Annotated in this window: 20 protein-coding genes; 10 read left to right on the top strand and 10 right to left on the bottom strand. The window is 39.7% G+C overall.

Features of this window, described 5'->3' with window-relative positions; translation table 11 throughout:
- Nucleotides 1-90: 90 nt before the first annotated feature.
- Nucleotides 91-456 carry a hypothetical protein gene (locus MMO42_RS12600; RefSeq protein ID WP_005292037.1) on the top strand — a complete coding sequence of 122 codons (366 nt, stop codon included), beginning with the start codon at nucleotides 91-93 and terminating at the stop codon, nucleotides 454-456.
- Nucleotides 457-498: 42 nt separating this feature from the next.
- Here the strand turns inward: MMO42_RS12600 and MMO42_RS12595 are convergent, their stop codons facing one another.
- The 4 genes from MMO42_RS12595 to MMO42_RS12580 all read right to left on the bottom strand — a co-directional run bounded on the left by MMO42_RS12595 (nucleotide 499) and on the right by MMO42_RS12580 (nucleotide 4,830).
- On the bottom strand, nucleotides 499-1,365 hold the full coding sequence (locus MMO42_RS12595; protein WP_241320768.1) for a pyridoxal-phosphate dependent enzyme: 867 nt from the start codon (nucleotides 1,363-1,365) through the stop codon (nucleotides 499-501).
- Nucleotides 1,366-1,431: 66 nt separating this feature from the next.
- Complete coding sequence (locus MMO42_RS12590) at nucleotides 1,432-2,499, bottom strand: HlyD family secretion protein (RefSeq protein ID WP_241320823.1); 1,068 nt, start codon at nucleotides 2,497-2,499, stop codon at nucleotides 1,432-1,434.
- 122 nt (nucleotides 2,500-2,621) lie between these two features.
- Nucleotides 2,622-4,268, bottom strand: coding sequence for an MFS transporter (locus tag MMO42_RS12585; RefSeq protein WP_241320767.1), 1,647 nt, complete (start codon nucleotides 4,266-4,268; stop codon nucleotides 2,622-2,624).
- A gap of 13 nt (nucleotides 4,269-4,281) precedes the next feature.
- Nucleotides 4,282-4,830 carry a TetR/AcrR family transcriptional regulator gene (locus MMO42_RS12580; RefSeq protein ID WP_005151198.1) on the bottom strand — a complete coding sequence of 183 codons (549 nt, stop codon included), beginning with the start codon at nucleotides 4,828-4,830 and terminating at the stop codon, nucleotides 4,282-4,284.
- Nucleotides 4,831-5,015: 185 nt separating this feature from the next.
- Between MMO42_RS12580 and MMO42_RS12575 the strand changes: the two genes are divergently transcribed.
- From MMO42_RS12575 to MMO42_RS12565, 3 genes are all read left to right on the top strand, one after another.
- Nucleotides 5,016-5,696: a DUF1345 domain-containing protein gene (locus tag MMO42_RS12575; protein ID WP_241320766.1), complete on the top strand. Its 681-nt coding sequence runs from the start codon at nucleotides 5,016-5,018 to the stop codon at nucleotides 5,694-5,696.
- A 96-nt stretch (nucleotides 5,697-5,792) separates the two neighbouring features.
- Complete coding sequence (locus MMO42_RS12570; RefSeq protein WP_241320765.1) at nucleotides 5,793-6,554, top strand: class I SAM-dependent methyltransferase; 762 nt, start codon at nucleotides 5,793-5,795, stop codon at nucleotides 6,552-6,554.
- A 146-nt stretch (nucleotides 6,555-6,700) separates the two neighbouring features.
- Entirely contained in the window at nucleotides 6,701-7,324 is a 624-nt protein-coding gene (locus MMO42_RS12565; protein WP_241320764.1) for a LysE family translocator, read from the top strand.
- Nucleotides 7,325-7,386: 62 nt separating this feature from the next.
- Here the strand turns inward: MMO42_RS12565 and MMO42_RS12560 are convergent, their stop codons facing one another.
- The 3 genes from MMO42_RS12560 to metG form a co-directional block, all read right to left on the bottom strand.
- Nucleotides 7,387-8,364 carry an MBL fold metallo-hydrolase gene (locus tag MMO42_RS12560; protein ID WP_241320763.1) on the bottom strand — a complete coding sequence of 326 codons (978 nt, stop codon included), beginning with the start codon at nucleotides 8,362-8,364 and terminating at the stop codon, nucleotides 7,387-7,389.
- A 59-nt stretch (nucleotides 8,365-8,423) separates the two neighbouring features.
- Nucleotides 8,424-9,401, bottom strand: a complete 978-nt coding sequence (locus MMO42_RS12555) for a DUF4238 domain-containing protein (RefSeq protein ID WP_241320762.1) — start codon at nucleotides 9,399-9,401, stop codon at nucleotides 8,424-8,426.
- A 62-nt stretch (nucleotides 9,402-9,463) separates the two neighbouring features.
- Nucleotides 9,464-11,521, bottom strand: a complete 2,058-nt coding sequence (gene metG / locus MMO42_RS12550; RefSeq protein WP_241320761.1) for a methionine--tRNA ligase — start codon at nucleotides 11,519-11,521, stop codon at nucleotides 9,464-9,466.
- 202 nt (nucleotides 11,522-11,723) lie between these two features.
- Between metG and MMO42_RS12545 the strand changes: the two genes are divergently transcribed.
- The gene (locus tag MMO42_RS12545; protein WP_241320760.1) at nucleotides 11,724-12,191 is read left to right on the top strand and encodes a hypothetical protein; all 468 of its coding nucleotides are present in this window, start codon (nucleotides 11,724-11,726) and stop codon (nucleotides 12,189-12,191) included.
- Nucleotides 12,192-12,216: 25 nt separating this feature from the next.
- On the opposite strand, the gene MMO42_RS12540 is transcribed toward MMO42_RS12545, so the two are convergent.
- Nucleotides 12,217-12,714: a hypothetical protein gene (locus MMO42_RS12540; protein WP_241320759.1), complete on the bottom strand. Its 498-nt coding sequence runs from the start codon at nucleotides 12,712-12,714 to the stop codon at nucleotides 12,217-12,219.
- Between the two features lie 109 nt (nucleotides 12,715-12,823).
- Here MMO42_RS12540 and MMO42_RS12535 point away from each other — a divergent pair, with 109 nt between their 5' ends.
- Nucleotides 12,824-13,360 carry a GNAT family N-acetyltransferase gene (locus MMO42_RS12535; protein WP_241320758.1) on the top strand — a complete coding sequence of 179 codons (537 nt, stop codon included), beginning with the start codon at nucleotides 12,824-12,826 and terminating at the stop codon, nucleotides 13,358-13,360.
- 21 nt (nucleotides 13,361-13,381) lie between these two features.
- Here the strand turns inward: MMO42_RS12535 and MMO42_RS12530 are convergent, their stop codons facing one another.
- Entirely contained in the window at nucleotides 13,382-15,514 is a 2,133-nt protein-coding gene (locus MMO42_RS12530; protein WP_241320757.1) for a TonB-dependent siderophore receptor, read from the bottom strand.
- A gap of 337 nt (nucleotides 15,515-15,851) precedes the next feature.
- Between MMO42_RS12530 and MMO42_RS12525 the strand changes: the two genes are divergently transcribed.
- The 3 genes from MMO42_RS12525 (at nucleotide 15,852) to MMO42_RS12515 (ending at nucleotide 18,713) form a co-directional block, all read left to right on the top strand.
- A complete protein-coding gene (locus MMO42_RS12525; RefSeq protein WP_005292071.1) occupies nucleotides 15,852-16,301 on the top strand; it encodes a hypothetical protein in 450 nt (149 codons plus the stop codon).
- Between the two features lie 157 nt (nucleotides 16,302-16,458).
- Entirely contained in the window at nucleotides 16,459-17,688 is a 1,230-nt protein-coding gene (gene apbC, locus MMO42_RS12520) for an iron-sulfur cluster carrier protein ApbC (RefSeq protein WP_005292073.1), read from the top strand.
- Between the two features lie 146 nt (nucleotides 17,689-17,834).
- On the top strand, nucleotides 17,835-18,713 hold the full coding sequence (locus MMO42_RS12515; RefSeq protein ID WP_241320756.1) for a 5'-methylthioadenosine/S-adenosylhomocysteine nucleosidase: 879 nt from the start codon (nucleotides 17,835-17,837) through the stop codon (nucleotides 18,711-18,713).
- 24 nt (nucleotides 18,714-18,737) lie between these two features.
- Here MMO42_RS12515 and MMO42_RS12510 read toward each other — a convergent pair whose 3' ends face one another.
- A complete protein-coding gene (locus MMO42_RS12510) occupies nucleotides 18,738-19,295 on the bottom strand; it encodes a DUF2062 domain-containing protein (protein ID WP_005292079.1) in 558 nt (185 codons plus the stop codon).
- 316 nt (nucleotides 19,296-19,611) lie between these two features.
- On the opposite strand from MMO42_RS12510, the gene MMO42_RS12505 reads away from it, so the two are divergent.
- Entirely contained in the window at nucleotides 19,612-20,205 is a 594-nt protein-coding gene (locus MMO42_RS12505) for a LysE family transporter (protein WP_241320755.1), read from the top strand.
- Nucleotides 20,206-20,293 lie beyond the last annotated feature (88 nt).

Genomic DNA, 20,293 nt, shown 5'->3' with positions numbered 1-20,293 from the left:
ATTTTGAGTATGTAGATTGTTTGATTAAAAAATATACTTCCAAAATCAAAGCATGTTATAAAATTGATCTCGATAGAGGGGATTAGAATAATGAACGATAAGATATTTTTAGAAAATACGCCGTCAGAAAAGCAAGATCAATTGCGACAATATACCTTGATCATCTATGGACTGTATGCGCTGAGTATTATTGTGGGACTAACCAGTATTGCCGCAATTATTATGAATTATATGAAGCGTGAAGAAGTACAGGGTACATGGCTAGCCAGTCATTTTGAATGGCAAATCAAAACCTTTTGGGTCACTTTAATCATTGCTGTAATTGGTTTGGTGCTGTCGTTTGTGCTGATTGGTATTCCTATTCTGTTTGCGGTGTCAATTTGGTTTATTTACCGCATCGTAAAAGGATTGGTGGTGTTTATGGACAATAAACCAATTAGTGATGGATGGTTTTAATCATCCTGTTTAATGAAAAAAGTCACTTTAAGGTGGCTTTTTCTATTTCAAGCGACCTTGTAGCCCACCCGTATGGATCGCCAAAATACGTGTATTTGCAGGAAAGTGATTCTCTTGAATTAAATCGAATAGGCCCAGCATCATTTTGGCGGTATAGACCTGTTCTAACGGAATTGCGTATTGCTGTTCAAATTGCTGCATAAATTGCAGCAATTCTGGATGGGTTTTAGCGTAGCCACCACAGCAATATGTATCGGTTAAAGACCAATTTTTTTTATCAGTCCACTGCTGAATATCTTTTTGTAGGAAGTCGCCTTTTAGTGCTGAAAAGCCGAGTATATGTTGCTGATCTGTGCTGCTTTCAATCAGCCCTGCAATGGTTCCGCCTGTACCGACGGCACAGCAAATTACATCATAATTTTCTCGATCATGTTCGCTCAAAATTTCCTGAGTGCCTTGTAGTGCAAGCGCATTGCTGCCACCTTCAGGAATAATAAAGGCTTGTGGATATCGCTGTTGTAATTGCTGCAAATACGCAGTTTCATGGCGTAGTCGATATTCGGCTCGGCTGACAAAATGCAGTTGCATGCCAAAATCTTGTGCAGTTTGTAGGGTGGGATTTAGCGGTTGCGAATGAAGTTCTTCGCCACGAATAATGCCAAGGCTTTGAAAACCAAATCGCTGAGCTGCATATGCCGTCGCGGCAATATGATTTGAGAAAGCTCCACCAAAGGTCAGAACTTGCGTAAAGCCTTGCTGTTGAGCGGCAAGCAGGTTGTATTTCAGCTTAAAAAATTTATTGCCTGAAATTTGTGGATGAATCAGGTCAAGTCGTTTGATCGTCAATTGAACCGAAGTGGACAGTTCCAATGTTTGATAAGGGGGAGAAAAAGCAATGTGATCAAACATTTTAGAAAACGAGAAATGAATTTGATCACATTGTAAATGTATTTGATTGAGAATGTCAGTATTGCCTTAAGAGTCCGTGTTTACAGATGTGACCACAGACATGCCTGGGCGTAAGTTCTCGATGCCTTTTTGGTTTGGATCTATCGCAATACGGACTGAAATACGCTGTACCACTTTGGTGAAGTTGCCTGTCGCATTGTCAGGTTTGAGTACACTAAACTCTGAACCTGCGGCTGGGGAAATCTGCTCAACATGCCCTGTAAATTTTTGATGATTCATGGCATCAACCGTGAAATAGGCTTTTTGCCCAATTTTCATATTGGCGATCTGGGTTTCTTTAAAGTTGGCAATGACCCACGTTTGTTTCGGGATCAAGTAAAGCAACTGCGTACCCGCAGCAACGTATTGACCCACCCGTGGATTGACTTCACCCAACTGGCCATCCAGCGGAGCAACAATGGTACTGTAATCCTTGGTGGTATTGGCCTGATCAAGTTGTGCCTGTGCACTATTCACTTGCGCTTTTAAACCTGATTGCGCCACCTGAGCAGTTTTTAAAGCTTCTTGTGCGACCAAAATATTGGCTTCAGCTTGTTTCAGTAACGCGTGATTATTATGCGCATCAGCTGCAGCTTTGTCCTGTTCGGATTTTGAAGCTGCACCACTGTCGCCAAGTTGCTGATAGCGTTTTAACTGTGCCACAGATAAATCATATTGTGCTTTGACTTGATCCAGTTTGGCTTGGGCTGCTGTGACATCTGCCTGACGTTGCGCAATCGCTTGGGTTTGATTGGCAAGGCTATTTTCGGCCTGCTCGACACCAGAAACGGCTTGCGTCACTTTTTGATCATAAGTGGTTGCATCGATATGCATCAGTACTTGACCTTGTTTGACCTGATCAAAGTCTTTGACCAATACATCTTTGATATAGCCATTGATCTGTGATGACAGGATCGTGGTTTTACCTTTCACATAACTATTGTCCGTCTGCTCAACGGCAGTATGAAAGGGGCCAATACGCCATGCCCATAAAATAATGGTGATCCCGACAATTAAAACCAGCAGCATCCACCACAAAGTTGAGCGCTTGGTCTTGATCAACTTAGTGGTTGGCGGTGGAGGCGGTGGTGGCATTTGCACGACAGTCTCTGGTGCCTTTACTGCTTCAGGTGTTTGTTTTTGCTCGGTATCAGGAGCTGTATTTTCGGGTTTATCTTGTTCAGACATAATGTTTTCTCAATCACATACATTAAAGGCTAACTGGCTGCTTGCAGATTTTTTCGGGTCTTGTATTTATCCCGTATATATTTAAATAGTCCCCATAGCAGCAACACCACTGCAAAAATGCCGTTCAATACGATGACATCGTTATAGGCACGTACCTGAGCTTCACGGGTCACCACTTTATTCAGATTCTGCAAGGCCTGATTATTTTGTAAAACAGGATCATTACTGCTGAGTACGGCACTATGTTGATAGGTTTGCAGACGCTGTGCGACCAAGGGATCGGTTGGATCAAGATTACTGTTGATCTCAACTTTGTAGTCATAGGTATGGCGTTGTTGATAGGTATTAAAAAATGATGAACCGACCAGACCACCAAAATTCTGAGTAGCAGAAAACAATACAATAAAGGTCACGACGTATTGTGGCCCACGTTGCAAGGTTCGCATAAAGCCCATCAACAGCAACGGTCCTATAAAGACACCACCTGCAAAACTCACTAAGAATTGACTGCGATAGAAGTTGGCAGGGCGAACATCACTGGTGAGGTGATAGTCCAATGCACAGGCAATTAAAATTAAGATCTCAGCCAGAAATAAATTTAAAATTAAACGTTCACGATGGAAGGTCAATGCACTAAATACCGAACCTGCAATCGTTCCACAGAAAATCACCACATACAGCGGAACAAATTGATCGGGTCCCATACCCATGGTTTTCAGAAAATTCACCGCAGCATAACTTTGTTCCGACATGAGCAGACGTAGTGCAAAAGCACTGACCACGAAACTGAGTAAATCACCAGCTGCCAGCCAACGGGTCATAATCAACGGATTGGTTCGATAGTGTTCGTAGGTTAAACCCAACACAATCAAACAGAAGCCTACGATCAAGGTATAAGCCAGCCACGGGCTATCAAACCACCACAGAATAGGCCCTTGGGTCAGCACAATACACAGGCAGGCAAAGCCGGGAGCCAGTAAGGCAAAGGTAAAGAAATCTTGCTTCTCAAATACTTCCATACGTAAGCTGCGTGGTAGTTTTAATGACACCACCATCGCGAAACAACAAATGGCCAGACCCAATTCAAAGGTATAAATCACATCCCATTGATTGGCACTGAGCAGAAAAGGCGAAATAATCCAAGCCAATGGCAATCCCAGTTGCTGAAATCCAAAAGCCAGATAAATCCCTTTGGCCATGTCTGCTTTGCCAAACGCCTGCATGGTGTAATACATTCCCAACGAACTGAGTGGGGCGGCGGCCAGACCTGCAATGAAACGGACAAATAGCGCCATTTCATAGGTTTTGACAAAGGTATGTAGGATCAAGACACCAATAAAGACCAGCAGGCCTATTTCTGAAAACAGGCGTAAGCCATACTGTTGACGTGCTTTGAACAAGATCAGGTTTGAGCTGACATTCGCCATTACATAAGCAGCGGGAAGCCATGCCGCTTGAGAGGGGGTTAAGCCATATTCCCCTTGGAAAATCGGTAAATTGGCAACGATAAAGCCATTACTTAAGCTGGCTGCAATACAAATGAACAATCCAATAAAAAAGTAGGCAAAGCGTTTTGGTCTGGCATGTGCAATTGCGGCGGGCGAGCCGGGGAGTGTTGGGCGCTCATCAGCAGACCAATCTGGAGGAGTCTCAAGATAGCGAGGGCTTTTATCCATGTTATTCCTCGAACTAAACTTTAATGCCGTTTAATAATAATTCTATTGCACGTTGAGCTAACCGAACCTGATCTGAAGCCTGATGCCCTTGAAACGAAGAGCCCAAGATCGCAGTAATCATGCCGAAATCTTGTGGTGTTAAATCTGCACGGCATAATTTGTGTTGTATGGCTTGATCAATCAGCGGTTGCAATGCTTTATCGCGTCTTTCATAAATGTTTAGCATGATTGGGTCTTGCCGATCAATAATGCGCCAGTAATCAATCAATACAACCAGATGTGGAAGTTGTTCAATATGACCTTCTATCAGACGAATAAAGCCATCGTTGAAGCTTTGTAGTGCGAGAGCACGTTGTTCCAAACGGCTGATTGCCCGTTCTAATAGGGCAGCAATCAGCGCTTTGCGATCCGCAAAATTACGATAGAAGGTGGCGCGACCAACACCCGCATGATCAATTATCGCTTGCAAAGGCACATGAACGCCTTGCTTACGAAAGATTTCCTCCGCAGCATTGAGAAGTTCATCCCGATTATGGGCTGCTAATTGTTGGCGTTTGATCATGGCGAAAAGTTCGAAGAAGTGCTAAGGTGAATTAAACGGACATTTTTGTCCGAAGTAAATATCCTCCGAATCTTTATTTTGTTTAATTTAAGTAAAATAGCTGCAATCAGCGATGTGGCAAAGACAATACAATGCTAAAAAATAAGCGTAAATTAGTCATGAATAAAAATATAAACAGGTGAACAATGCAGGGATTTTTACAACGGTTGGCCAGAGGGATAAAACACCGTCCATATTTATCTGCAACTTTTGCCTTAGGGCTAGTGATCTATGGGTTATTGCATATATTTACCCAATGGCAATGGGCGACGTGCTTACAGCTTGGCTGGAATATTGCCATCTGGTTGTATTTATTTCTGACCTTGAAAATGATGTGGCATTTGGATGCAACGCATATTTTAAAACGTGCCCAGCAACAGGATGAAGGGAAGTGGATGATCCTGACTGTGGTGTTGATTGCAATCGTGGTGTGTTTTATTTCGATTGTGGTGCAGTTGAGTCATGTGCCGAAAGATCTACCGATCTTAAAAGGTGCGCTGATCCTGCTGACCATGGGTACGATTTTTTCAACGTGGCTGTTATTGCACACCTTATTTGCCATTCATTATGCCCACGATTTTTATCTCGCCAAAAGTCGGCACCAAGAAGCGGGTTTAGAATTTCCAAAAACTGATCAACCCGATTATCTCGATTTTATTTATTTCAGCTATATCATTGGCACCTCTGCCCAAACAGCAGATGTTTCGATTACCAGTTCTTCGCTCCGACATTTGAATATCTTTCATTGCGTACTGGCATTTATCTTTAATACCGTCATTTTGGCGGTTGCAATCAATGTCGCGGCCAGTTTGATTGGATTTAACTGATAAATATTTTTTATTAATTTAATTAAAATTGATCATTTTTATTTTTGGTTAAGCTTGGCTATTTTAAATAGAGACAGGCACAGCAAGGATAAGAATATGAGCACCCAGCATCAGGTCAATCAGCAGCAATACCAAGATAAATCTCAGGCTTATTTAACCAGTACCGTACATGCGCAGGGCATTGAGTTTCAGAAAATGCAGCAATTAATTCAGTCACATCAAATTAAAACAGTGTTGGATTTAGGCTGTGGCGGCGGGCATGTCAGCTACCAAGTTGCGCCGTTTGTAGATCAGGTAACGGCCTACGACTTAACACCGTCTATGGTAGAACTGGTTGCTGAACAAACCAAACAAAAAGGTTTGGGTAATATCACTGCTCAGCAAGGCGCAGCCGAGCTTTTGCCTTTTGCAGATCAAAGTTTTGATTGCATTATTAGCCGCTATTCAGCGCATCATTGGCATAATGTTGCACAAGCCATGGATGAGATATATCGAGTTGTGGCGCAGCAGGGCAAAGTGATTATTGTTGATATTTTAGGAAATTCAAATCCTGTGATGGATACTTTTTTCCAAACCATTGAGACGATTCGTGATCCGAGCCATGTGCGTAATTATAGTTTGAGGGAATGGGCAGGTTTTGCTGAATATGCAGGTTTTACTGTTGAGACTATTGAAAAACAGCATTTGGATTTAGAGTTTCAAAGTTGGACTGAACGAATGCAAACACCTGAATATGCAGTTCAGACCATACGTGATTTACAGCGCAAAGCCTCTGATCAGACACGCCAATATTATCAAATCCAAACAGATGGTTCATTTCGAAGTGAAGTCGCTTATTTGGTGTTCACGCGACCTTAAATTATCGTTCAAACCAAGTGTGACAAAAGTACATGATGGGATAGAGATACAAAAAAATGCGGTGGTAACTCAAAATTTATGTATCTCCTCAATCCCTATTTAAGTAAAATTAATATTTGAAAATTATTCTAATCTAGAGGTCTATCTTGGAATCGTTATTGATTTTAGGCTCCATTGCTTTGGCACTGATGTTGGGTGCAATTAGCCCAGGTCCTACATTTATTTATGTGGCTAAAAACTCAATTGCGATTTCACGTAAACATGGTTTATTTACAGCCTTAGGTACAGGTACGGGCGCAGCCTTATTTGGTTTGCTTGCTGTCATGGGCTTACAGGCAATTTTATTGGCCGTGCCTTCTGCATATATCGCTTTAAAAATATTTGGTGGTTTGTACTTACTTTGGCTGGCGTATAAAATTATCAAGCATGCCAAAGAGCCAATGGAAGCAGGGGACGGTACTGTTCAGGCGATGAGTTATGCACAGGCTTTTCGCCTAGGGCTCATTACTCAGCTCAGTAACCCGAAAATTGCCATTATTCTTGCCAGTATTTTTACTGCATTATTACCGAAAGAAATCCCAAGTTATTACTATGTGGTGTTGCCAATGCTGTGCTTCTTTATTGATGCAGGTTGGTATTCGCTTGTGGCTGTTGCATTATCAGCAGAAGGGCCACGCAAAGTTTATTTAAAATCCAAATCACTGTTTGATCGTATCGCGGGTGGCGTGATGACACTACTCGGATTAAAGCTGATCTTTGGTATGAAATGATGCAGTAGAAAAAAGCGACCGTATTGGTCGCTTTTTTATTGCCTAGAATCAGCTCTTTGGTCTTAATCTTTAAAATGTACAGGTATCCATTGATAGCTCTTACCGTCTGCTGAATAAATATGTCCAATCCCCGGGAATGGTAAATGTGGTGCGGCAATGGTTTGTCCATTCTTCGCGAAATCAGCGAACTGTTTTAAACGCGTTGCCACTGCTTTTTTCGGATCAATATCATATTCAATCGCAGTTTTGGGCTGATCAAACTGTACGGTATGTGAATGTACAATATCCCCAATAAAGACCACACTTTCACCTTTGGTTTTTAATTCATAGCTAAAGTGACCAGGCGTATGTCCCGCCGTGTTAATGACTTTAAACCCTTTAATTTCATCACCCAGTTTATAAGTTTTAAAGCGTTGTTTGGCTTGGTAAGGCGCAATCGCTTGTTTAATGTGCTTCACCGTTCCTTCATAACCCGCTTGTTTGTCTTTTGGTAGCTTGGCTGCTTGTTTGGGATCTAGCCAGTAATTGGCTTCATCACTAGAGACATACACGGTTGCGTTGGGGAAATTGGCAACGCCATCTTTGCTGATGCCACAGACATGATCGGGATGTAAATGCGTAAGTAAAATGGTATCGACCTGTTCAGGTTTGTAGCCAGAAGCGACCAGATTTTTTAGGATTGAACCTAAATGGGCACCAAAACAACTGGCTGCACCGCTATCGACGAGTACCAGTGATTTTCCTGTATTGACGAGGAAAGCATTGATGGATGTCTGCACGCCTTTCTCTTGATCAGCGTAGTACTTTTTCAGGATATGTTGAACTTGTTGCGGTGAAATATCTTTAAACAGGCTTGGCGACATAAAGTTGGTGCCATCCAATAATGCAGTGATTTGCACATCACCCACTTGGTGCTGGTAGTAACCAGCGACTTGTTTTTGTTGTTCAATGATCGGCAGGGTCTTGCTTGTTTCTGCATGGCTCAGTAAAGGGATGCTGCTCAAGATTGAGATAGAAAGGAGTAAGGCTGTTTTTTTCATTTATAGATATTCTCAAGTTTAGTTGAATTGTCTACTTTTTAGCATGTTTTGAGGTTGAATTACATTAGATCTTTATTGTTTTGAGCGTAAATATAACGATTTTTATGCTTTTTTATTAATGAATTTACCCAAATAATTTTATTAAGATCAGATGTATCCTCTAAAAAAATTAAAGTATTTATTAAATTTTTATTAGGTTGACTTTCGATATCCGCAAGAATAATTTTTTTAGAGTTTTTACAGTAAGAGTTTTCTTTAAGTATTAGGTATATATGTGGAGAAATAGGAAAAACACATTCAAACTCAGTATTATTTGTTTCGTTGAATTTATAATTTATACAAGGATTATCAGAGGTAATAAGATTTACATTAGTACTATTTTTTACGATATGAACTGTGTATAAGTCAGAGGTAAGGGATTGACTTAATTTAGTATTCATTATTAAAGATGTATAAATTGATATCGTATACATTTCTTCTTTTGTTAAAGTTGGATAATACTTATGAAATTCTGTATTAGCTTGATCCAGAACTTTTCTAGTCCTAAGGAATTGTAAGGTTATGAAGAATATTAAATTCTGATAATCCTTCCAATCTATATAAATCTCTTTATCTTTTAGAATTTTTTTTAGAACTGTTGATGCTTTATCTTCAAAAAAAGCAAAATAATCTTCAAGACAATTTGTTTGAAGCTCTTTAATCATTTCATCTAATTCTTGATATGAATTTGATTGTTCAGTAGGACGTGAATCCTGATGTTTTTTTGATTTTAAAATTACTCGATTTATAGATTGAATAATTTTTTCATAGATTACAGTATTATGAGCATTTAGTACCTTTGCAATATTATCTAAAGCAGATATTCCATTAATGCTCAATGGGTTCACTCGATAAAAGAACTTACTATATGCTGTTGCATTTGTTTTTACTAAAAACGGTGGGGATTTCTCATCATAAGCAAAAATTTGATCTTTATGTATACTCCATGCTTTTAAGTAAAACTGACTTACATAATGATGTTTTTTCTTTAATTTCATAAGTTATAAAAATAAAAAAGCCCTACTAGAATATAGCAGGGCTTTTTATAAGTGTCTAAAGCTTAAGACACTTTATCACCTGGTTTCGCACCAGATTCAGGAGAAATCACCCAAACACCTTCGCCATTACCTGCGGCAAGTACCATACCGTTAGAAATACCAAAACGCATTTTACGAGGCGCAAGGTTAGCCACCATCACCACCAATTTGTCTTTTAAATCTTCTGGTTGATAGAACTCACGAATACCACTAAACACATTACGTGGTTCAGCTTCGCCTACATCTAAAGTCAATTGCAACAATTTATCAGAACCTTCAACAGTTGCAGCTTCTAATACTTTTGCTACACGAAGATCAATTTTCATGAAATCTTCAATACCAATAATTTCAGCTTCACCTACTTTTGGCTCAGGCTTTTTCTCGGCTTTCTTTTCTTTTTTCTTCTCTGCTTTTGGTGCTTCTGCCGTTGCAGCTAAAGAATCTTTAGATGCATCCACCATTGCAGCTACAGCCTTGGCATCAACACGTTGCATTAAAGGCTGGAATTGCGCAATTGCATGTCCAACTAAAATTTGCTGACGTGATGCAAAGTCAAAGCTTTCAAGTTGTAAGAAGGCTTGAACCTGTGCCGCAAGCGTTGGTAAGACTGGAGCCAAGTAAATTGCAAGTTGACGGAATAAGTTAATACCCACCGAACACACATCATGAACTTGTTGTTCTTGACCTTCTTGCTTCGCAAGTGCCCATGGTTTTTTCTCATCGATGTATTGATTTGCACGGTCAGCCAAAGCCATGATTTCACGAATTGCTGCTGAGAATTCACGTGCTTCATAAGCTTGTGCGATTGAATCACCTGCATCAATAAAGCTTTGAACCAGTTCTGACTCTGCACATGTATCCGACAAAGTATTGTTGAAGTTGGTGTTAATGAATTTTGCACAGCGGCTGGCAATATTCACCACTTTACCGACAAGGTCAGAATTCACTTTCTGAACGAAGTCATCTAGATTCAAATCTGAATCTTCAACTTTGTCGGAAAGTTTAGATGCAAAGTAATAACGTAAATATTCAGGATTTAAATGTTCTAAATAGGTTTCAGCTTTGATGAATGTACCGCGAGATTTCGACATCTTCTGACCATTCACGGTCAAGAAACCATTCACGAATAAGCCTGATGGGGTACGGTAGTTGGCACCTTCAAGCATTGCAGGCCAGAACAGTGCGTGGAAGTAAACAATGTCTTTACCGATGAAGTGATAAACTTCTTTATCACTGTCTTTTTTCCAGAAATCATCAAAACTTAAATCTGGACGTTTGGCTTTGATGTAGTTTTCAAAACTCGACATATAACCAATTGGTGCATCGACCCAAACATAGAAATATTTGTTTGGCGCATCTGGAATTTCAAAACCAAAATAAGGCGCATCACGGGAAATATCCCAATCCGATAAACCTGCTTCAAACCATTCATCTAGCTTGTTGGCAATCGAAACTGGCAGACGACCTTGGTCACGCGTCCATTTCTGTAAGTATTCAGAGAAATTCGGAAGTTTAAAGAAATAATGATCCGATGATTTTTCGATAGGCGTTGCGCCGCTCAAGGTTGAGCGAGGATTTTCTAATTCGGTTGCATTATAGGTCGTACCGCAGACTTCGCAGGCGTCGCCGTATTGATCTTCTGACTTACATTTTGGGCATGTACCTTTAATGAAGCGGTCAGATAAGAACATGCCTTTTTCAGGATCAAATAACTGGGTAACAGGGCGAATCGCAATATTACCTGCTTCACGGTTTTTGATATAGATTTCTTCTGAACGTGCTTTATTTTCATCACTATTAGTTGAATCATAGTGATCGAAATGCACGCCAAAACCATCAAAGTCACGAATATGTTCTTTCTGAACATTGGCAATTTGCTGTTCTGGACTGATGCCATTTGCTTCAGCACGTAGCATGATCGCTGTACCGTGAGCATCATCCGCACATACATAAGTCACGTCATGGCCCATTGCACGCATCGCACGAACCCAAATATCTGCTTGGATATAACCGAGTAAGTGACCCATATGGATAGGACCATTGGCATAAGGTAGGGCATTGGTGACTAAAATTTTACGCACGGATATTGTTCTCTCATTCGTATTTGCAAGGCAGATGATTTTACATGACTTGGCCCTGACTTGCACAAGGGATTCAGTGAAATCTTTTCAACCCATATTTTTATCAAATCTCGGACTTCATCAAAGCTTCACTTACACTTCAATCAAAACCCATTTCCTTTACTGATAATGGCCGCATGCTAGATAGATAAAGGAAATAACAATGAGGTCTTGGTATTTACTGGGCGCATCTCTGAGCGCAAGTTTAGGGTCGGTTTTTAGTTTTATTATTCCATATTGTTTGTTTTTAAATTTTCAGCAGAACCATTTATTTCATGTGGTCAGCAATGCGATGCAAGTGATGCTGTATTTGATTCCATTTTTGATTGTGCTTGCTTTTCTTTTCTATGCCATTGTTTTATCGGTACTGAAATTACCCAGAAAAATTTTTGATGTGCGACAGTTTCTAAAAATCAGTCTGGTATTTTTTGTGGGGTGGATGTGCTTAGTGCTGATGATTTTGTTTGAAGATCAGGTCAATATCTTTGATTTTGAAACATTAGTCATGAGTTTTTTCATTTTTCTTGCCGTTTTGCCTGTGCTTGCACTGGGTTGTGTCAGTGCCAATATTTGTTATTTTTTGATGTGTAAAAAGAATGACAGAGGCTTAGGTAAACTTAGACAAATTTAGAGGGAAGAGTATGCATCCCGAAGGATTACATACTCTGCATTTGTTTGACAGTTACACTGTGCTTAGAGTTCTTTCTTAACGAAATAACTTTTCCTTTAGACAGGAAATGGATGTGATAGCTCTTTAAGCCGTCCGTTTTGGGATCAAGCGTAATTTCAGCAAACATTGGTGTTTGCCAAAGTTCATCGCTGCCCAAAGTACCTAACCATGCCTGTGCTTTTAATGCCACAGTAAATTCATCTTTGAATTCAAGCTCAGTGATATTGAGTTCGCTGCACCAATGTTCGGTTTTAGGAAATTCAGCTTTAGAAAATTTCCAGCAAATGGTGAGGGCCAGACTACTTTCAACAGGTGCTTTATCATCACTTTGTTGATGAATCACAGGAATTAATTGTTCAGCCAGATCTTTTTCAAAAGAAAGAATCATATTTTGGATTCTTCTTTTACTTGAAAGAATGTACTTCAAACGTTTTTCTTGGGCTTGAAGTTCATGCTGAATTTCTAAAAGTTCATTTTCATTCATATTAGGTAATTGCGACGACAAGGTCTATGATTGAGATATCTCGGAAGTATATCCGAACTATCTCCTTATATTGTTAATAGTTTTTAATACATATTTATTGGTTCTAAAAATGATCGAAACCGCACGGCTACGCTTAAGACAGTGGCGAACAGAGGATTATGCACCTTTTGCTGCGATGGGGAGTCATCCTCAAGTGATGGAATATTTCCCTAAACTCCTGACTAGAGCAGAAAGCGATGCCATGATCGATAAAATGAAATCGATTATCGACGCACAAGGTTGGGGCTTATGGGCGGTTGAGCTAAAGCACAATCAACAGTTTATTGGTTTTGTTGGATTGCATGATCAACCGACACAGTTTTCCTTTTCGCCATGTGTAGAAATCGGTTGGCGGCTCGATCAAGCGTATTGGGGGCAGGGCTATGCACCCGAGGCTGCTCAAGCTGCTCTAACATTTGCTTTTGATCAATTAAAGCTAGAAAAAGTGGTGGCATTTACCACCTTGGACAATATGAAGTCTCAAGCCGTGATGCAAAAATTACAGATGAAGAAAGTTTCTGAATTTCAGCATCCAGCTTTGAACGTAGATCATCCTTTAAGCTGGCATGTGCTGTATGAAATTCTAAAGGCTGACGCTAAAATCTAAATTAAAGGCAGCGTATTTTATCTAGAATTTAATGCTGCTAGAGAAAACCAGAGTTCTAGGTTCGCCTAAAATAGACTCATTGGCCCAGTAATGTTTGTTGAATAGATTATTAATATTTAATCGAAGCGTCATAGGGTGGTCTTTTAAATCAAACTGATAACGAGCACCTACATTAAAAAGAGTGTAGGCCGGAAGTTTATCTGTATTTTCAGCATCGGCATAACTTTTGGCAGTATGGTTAAAACCTGCGGAAAGACTAAGAGCTTCGTAGTTCGGAACTGTATATTCTGTATAGAGTTTAAACATTTTTTGTGCAACTAGAGGTGGCCGTTTACCTTCAAGCAGTGGATTTTGTTTCTGTTTTTTTATTTCAGGATCTAGCCAAGTAAACCCTCCAAGAATGCTTAAATGATCAGTTGCTTTTCCTATTGCTGTAAATTCAATGCCTTGATGCTCTTGTCTGCCATCCTGAACAAATTTAGGTGCAGTCGGCATGCTCACATCATAATATTGTAAGCCTTTATCAATTTTAAATAGGGCTGTGGTGAGCAACAGATCACCTAAACTGAGTTTTGCACCTAATTCTATTTGCTGACTTTTCAATGGAGCGAAAATATCACCTGCGTTGCTTACTCGAGCGCCACGATATTCCTCAGCAGCTATTCCTCCAGCCTCTAAAGACTCGATATACGTCAGATAAGTAGTGAGGGCGGGATGTGGACGATATGAGATAGAGAGGTTGGGTGATATTTTTGATTCGTCATAACCTGCTCCCATTTTATTGATAATGTTGACATAGGCTGCACCCAAGAGTAACGACCATTGATCATTTAGAGTGATGTCATCGCCAATTAACCAGCTTTTACTTTGTGTATGAGATCGGGTTTGAATATCACCTCGATCAAGCTGTTGTCCCGCAGGCTTCGGCATAGATACAGGGAAGTCGAGGCTTAAATCTTTAAATACCACCTCCTTTGCTTCTTTTTGATAACGCTTTTGTTGAGTGTCACTCATCTGCAAACCAGTGGTAAGTTTATGGCTGATCTGACCAGTATCAAAAGCAAAATCAACATAAGTGGCCCAGCGCTTATCGTACTGTTGACTACTCATTCGGTCTACACCCGCAGCATAAACACGTGAAACAGTTTGATCATAAGTATGGTCTGATGTAACAGTATTGGTGGTTAATTGCGTGCCTCTACGGCTATAACTATCTAGGTATGAACTTCTTATTGTAATATTCTGATTTGGGGTCCACTTTAAATGAGCACCATAACGCTCGGAATGATAAAAATTATTGGTCCAAGGAACGCTCCAAGAAATGTTGTTTTTGAGTCGATCTGCTGAAAGTCGGTCGATTCCTTTTGCAAAGTTCCAGTTGGCAACTCCACCATTAATATCATAATCTCGTTGCATGGCATCAACTTGAATGAGCAAATTATCCAAAGCTTGCCAATCCAGCGCAAGACTTACAAAATCTTTTTTAATTTCTTGTTGTTTAATGGCTGTATCACCTCCTTGTTTTGCCAGATTGAGTCGATAGCCAAATTTTCCAGCGTCATCAAACTTTCCACCAAAGTCAGCATGGGTATACCAGCTTTTACCTCCCAAATTCGCCAGATTAATTTCATTTAATCTAGTATCTGTTGAGCGTTTGGTGACATAGTTAATCAATCCGCCAACATTACCAGGGCCATATAAGAACCCAGATAATCCATTGAATACCTCTATTTTTTGTGCATCTTCAGTGGTGGTGCCGTGTCCATATTGATCTCCTTCCATGCCATCTCGATAGGCATTTGCGACCCTAAAGCCACGTGTATAGGTAACAGGTTGATCATTCTCATATTGGGAACGACTTAATTGGCTGGTTGGATTCAGACGATAAATTTCATCTGGATTGGAGGTTGCCTGAATATTTTTGAGCAAATCATTCGAAAAGACCTGTATGGAATAGGGTAGCTGCTGTAAGGAACGGCCTTGCCAAAGACCCACTTGAGATACCGTATCTTCTTTATAGCCTTGTTCAGCAGTACCTTGGCTATCTTTTGATGCTGTGACCTTTATAGGGGCCAAGACATTAACACTGGATTGCTCTTCGGCAAAAACATGGTGACTAACACATGCGGATGAGACGATGATGCTGCTCTGCATGAACAGTGAAAAATGAGTACTGAGAGCAGTTTTTTTTAAAATGAATTGTTTATTTTTTCTTAACAACTTAGATCACCATAAATATTTATTTAAATAATTGATGAAATCATATTTATTTTTTGATCCAAGGAAATACTTTTCAAAGCTTAATTGTAAATGATTATTATTAGCAATTATGAGGCTAATATTCTTATGTGATTTAAAAGTTAAAATATTTGAATCTTCCTGTATCCCATTTGTTTCAATTTGCAGCGTTGCACAAAAAATTACGCTAAACACGGTATAACTAAGATTGCTCCAAACAATATGTTTTTTACCTATATAGTGAGGAAATACCATGACAAATGAAAAAATTGATGACTTAAAAAACCAAGCGGCAGAACTGGGTAATGACTTAAAATACAAAGCAAAAGAAGCTCAGCTACAAGGTGAAAAAGCAGTCGATGACTTAAAACATTCCGCAGAGGAATTGAAGTTAAAAGGCGAGAAAGCGCTGGATGATCTAAAGAAAGATGTCTCTGAGCAAAATGCTGAAGGTAAAGAAGCGGTTTCGAGTAAAGTCGATGATATCAAAGCCAAGCTTGAAGATACCCAACATGCGGTTCAAGACAAATTTGACCACTTTAAAGAAGAGGCTGGTCATAAACTGGATGATGCAAAGGCAAAAGCTTCTGAGTTAAAAGATGAAGCTGCGGCAAAGTTTGATGATCTGAAAGCTCAAGCTAGCCATAAACTGGATGATTTAAAGAAAGCAGCAACCGATACCATTAATAAATTTAAAGGTTAATCATTGAGTTGCCTCTAAATAATTGACGCTTATATCGAGAGAAGAAAATCGGCTATAAAAATGAGCAATTATCTTCTTTGATATGAGCGTCTATTCTTCAATACTGCTAAACTAGCCAAACTCAGTGATATGTTGAACTGTTTTTGGAGTAAACAAAATGTCGTGGCTTTCTTCCTTAAAATCTGTTTTTTCACCATCGCAAGAAGTGAAGGAAGACGAGATTCAAACAGTTCTACAAAATTATGTATTGCCGCATTCTGAAAACAGTCTGAAAGATCGAATCAGCCAAGTGAATGTACAAGGTCGAATTCTGCAACTTACGGTGAATACTTTTCCTGAAGAAAAAGATCATTTACAGCAGATCCACGATGAGTTGGCAGAAGCTTTGGAAAAGTGTGGTATTCAAGAATTAAACTTACATATTATTCAACAGAAACATGCAGCGCATGGTGAAGCAGGTCATAGCTGCTCATCCAAGCCAAAAGCAGAAAATAGCAATTTACCCCCTGTGATGGATGCCTCTCCTAAAGCAGAAGCTGATCCGAATAATCCACCGATTCAAAAGGCGGCACCACAACAACGTGATGTGGCCGCACATCCACGGATTCAAAATGTGATTTTGGTATCGTCAGGTAAAGGGGGAGTGGGTAAATCAACCACAACCGTCAACCTTGCACTCGCGCTACAGCAATTGGGTTTAAAAGTGGGTGTGTTAGATGCCGATATTTATGGCCCAAGTATCCCAACCATGTTGGGTAATGCGGGTAGAACGCCGCAGATTGAAAATGAACATTTCGTACCTTTAGATGCTTATGGTATGGCAGTGCTGTCGATTGGGCATTTAATTGGTGCGCACAATACGCCTGTGGCATGGCGTGGTCCAAAGGCAACTGGTGCACTTATGCAACTGTTTAATCAAACCTTATGGCCTGATTTAGATGTATTGGTGATTGATATGCCACCAGGTACAGGTGATATTCAGCTAACCTTGGCGCAACGTATTCCAGTAACTGGTGCAGTGATTGTAACGACACCACAGAATGTTGCGTTGATGGATGCGACCAAAGGGATTGAGCTATTTAATAAAGTGAATATTCCAGTACTCGGTGTCATTGAAAATATGTCGACGCATATTTGCTCCAATTGCGGTCATGAAGAGCAAATCTTTGGTACAGGCGGTGGTGATCAATTGTCTGAGCAATATCATATTCCACTGCTGGGTCATTTACCTTTGGATGCTAAAATCCGTGAACATGCAGATAAAGGTACACCAAGTGTGATCGCAAAAGATGCAGCCGCAGACAGTTATCTCAATATTGCACAAGCTGTGTTGCAACAAATGGAGAAGTTACCAAAACGTCAGAAAGACGATAAGCGTATCTTCTAAAATGCTTAAAAACCCAGCACATCCTGCTGGGTTTTTACTGTTTGATTAAAATAAACTTTTATTTTTACGCTTTAAAAATAAATTAAAAAAATAAAAAATGGTATGTTGCTTGCTTATCACTTGTTTTGATTTTTGAGTATAGATCAATGATGCAATTTAAAAGCCTGATGGGTATTGTCAGTGTTTGTGCGGCTTTAGTTTTGAGTGCTTGTAATGGAGATAGTTCTTCAAATAGTAATAATCAGGTACAAGAAAAACCCAAGTTACAACCGATTGTGATCCAAGGCGCATTGCCTGTTGAATCAAAAAGAATGGCCTCAAAATTAGACAATGTCAGTGAAGAAACTATTGGTGGCTGGGAATTTTGGAAAGGCACCTATAAAGGTTATCCAATGGTGATCTCTAAAACCCGTATGGGCATGAGTAATTCAGCCGCAGCGACAGCCATTGCCATTCAGCATTATAAACCGATTGCGATTATCAATCAGGGCACATCGGGTGGTCATGATCCAGACTTGCATGTATTTGATATCGTTTTAGGAAAATACACCACCAATATTGGTGCATTTAAAACACCAAACAAACCGATTGGCGGTGGTTCAAATGCGCTTGAGTGGAATGAAGCATTTGATGTATTACCCGATGATGAGTCTAATCCTGAACCGATTGCAATTCGTAAATTTGAGGGGGATAAGGAACTTTTAGTCGCGGCTTACAAAGCCAAAGTGAATTATACCAAAGGGCAAGTGGTAGAGGGGACAATTGGTTCAGCTGATACTTGGAATAATGAGCTTGATCGTATCAAACAGTTTCATACAACTTATGGCACCTCGGTAGAGGAAATGGAAGCAGCATCGGTTGCTCAAATTGCACATCAATTTGAAGTGCCATTTCTCGGAGTTCGTATATTATCAAATAATATTACCAATAATGGGGCATATAACCCTGCAACTGGCGAAGCTTGTCAGGACTATGCACTTGATGTTGCTGAGCAATATATGAAGGCCAAAGCAGAAGTAAAATAATCTGTTTTATCAAGAAGAAACCGTTTAGGTGGTTTCTTCTTTTCTGTGTTTATAACGATTTTTCCAGCTTCTAATGACGATCCAACGCCAAAGTAGGTGCGTGGTCAGATAAAATAAAACAGCAAATAAAATAGCTTCAATGACCAGACCCGAAACCAAGATCTTGGCTAAACTAAAATCAATATGACCATGACCAAAATTTTTAATCCAGTTTAGGACTTGATGTAATACACCAAGCAGCATCTCTTTGCTGATCATATTGACGTGATATATCTTTGTACCAAACCAAAAGCCCAAATAAAGAATCGGCACCACGGTAAAAGGATTGGTCAGCCAAGCCATACATAAGCCAATAGGTAAATTTACTTCAAAAAATAACACAGTCAGAATAATAAACAGACTATGAAAAGGGACAGGTAAAATCCCCCAGAACGTGCCTATAAACATGGCTTTTGCAATTGACCGACGATTCACATACCAAAGCAATGGATTTAAGGCACGATCGCCAAAAATTTTCATCAGCTTTAAGCCAGCGACTTTTTCTGATGAAGGCAGCCACTTGTGAAAGAATTGCTTAGGCATAAATGCGAAAATAGACTCGATAGGACAAAGAAGTTTGTGATTGTATATAAAATAACACGATTTACTTAGTGAAAACTTAAAATCGCGTCAGACATTATTGCTCTAAAAATAAGCCCAAGATGAATAGTTTACATTTATTGTATTTAAAATAGACGCTCTTTATGCAGTGACTGTGGAGTAGAGTAGGCTTGAATTTAATAAAATAAATATAAAACAGTTGTTTAAGTTGCATTTGGTCATAACTGTTTACAGTTAATTTTTTGCTATGGCTTGTGAATTGGATTAATCTGAAACTATCTTCTAATGAGGTCATTCAATGATTTCATGGTTCTTTATTGGTTTAGTCATCACCATTTTATTGACGCCTGGTCCGACCAATACCTTATTGGCATCTTCTGGTATTCAGGTTGGATTACGCAAGTCTTTACTTCTGATTCCAGCAGAAGCGGTTGGCTATATTCTTGCCATTAGCGCTTGGGGCATGCTGATTGGAAAAGTGTCTGCCACTGTACCTGCACTGCCGATTTTTCTTAAATTATTGAGTGCTGCTTATATCGTATTTCTTGCGATTAAATTATGGCGCACTGCGAACCAAGAAGTAGCCTTAAATCAGCCGACCATTCGGCCTAGAGAGTTGTTATGTGCAACGTTATTAAATCCTAAAGCGCTGTTATTCGCTTCAGCGATTTTTCCTGCGGCTGCCTGGACGAACCAAGAGATTTATATTGCTCATATGAGCAGCTTTGTGGGATTAATTCTTCCAATCGCATTATTTTGGATTTCTGTTGGTGCAATGCTTGCAACCAATAAAGTTGCATGGTTGTCTCAATCAAAATTACAGCGTACTGCATCTGTCGTTCTGATGGCGTTCGCCATTCCGATTAGCTATTCAGCATTAATCAATTTATAACTTTGATAGCGTTATCCACATAACAGGATAGAGCTGTTGTTTTCATTGATATCATTTTACGTTAAAGTACTCGCCAATTATTAACTTC

Source organism: Acinetobacter sp. ANC 3882 (genome assembly GCF_022549545.1).
GTDB lineage: Bacteria > Pseudomonadota > Gammaproteobacteria > Pseudomonadales > Moraxellaceae > Acinetobacter.
Note: the sequence above shows the minus strand (reverse complement) of the source record. Positions and strands in the feature narration are given on the sequence as shown.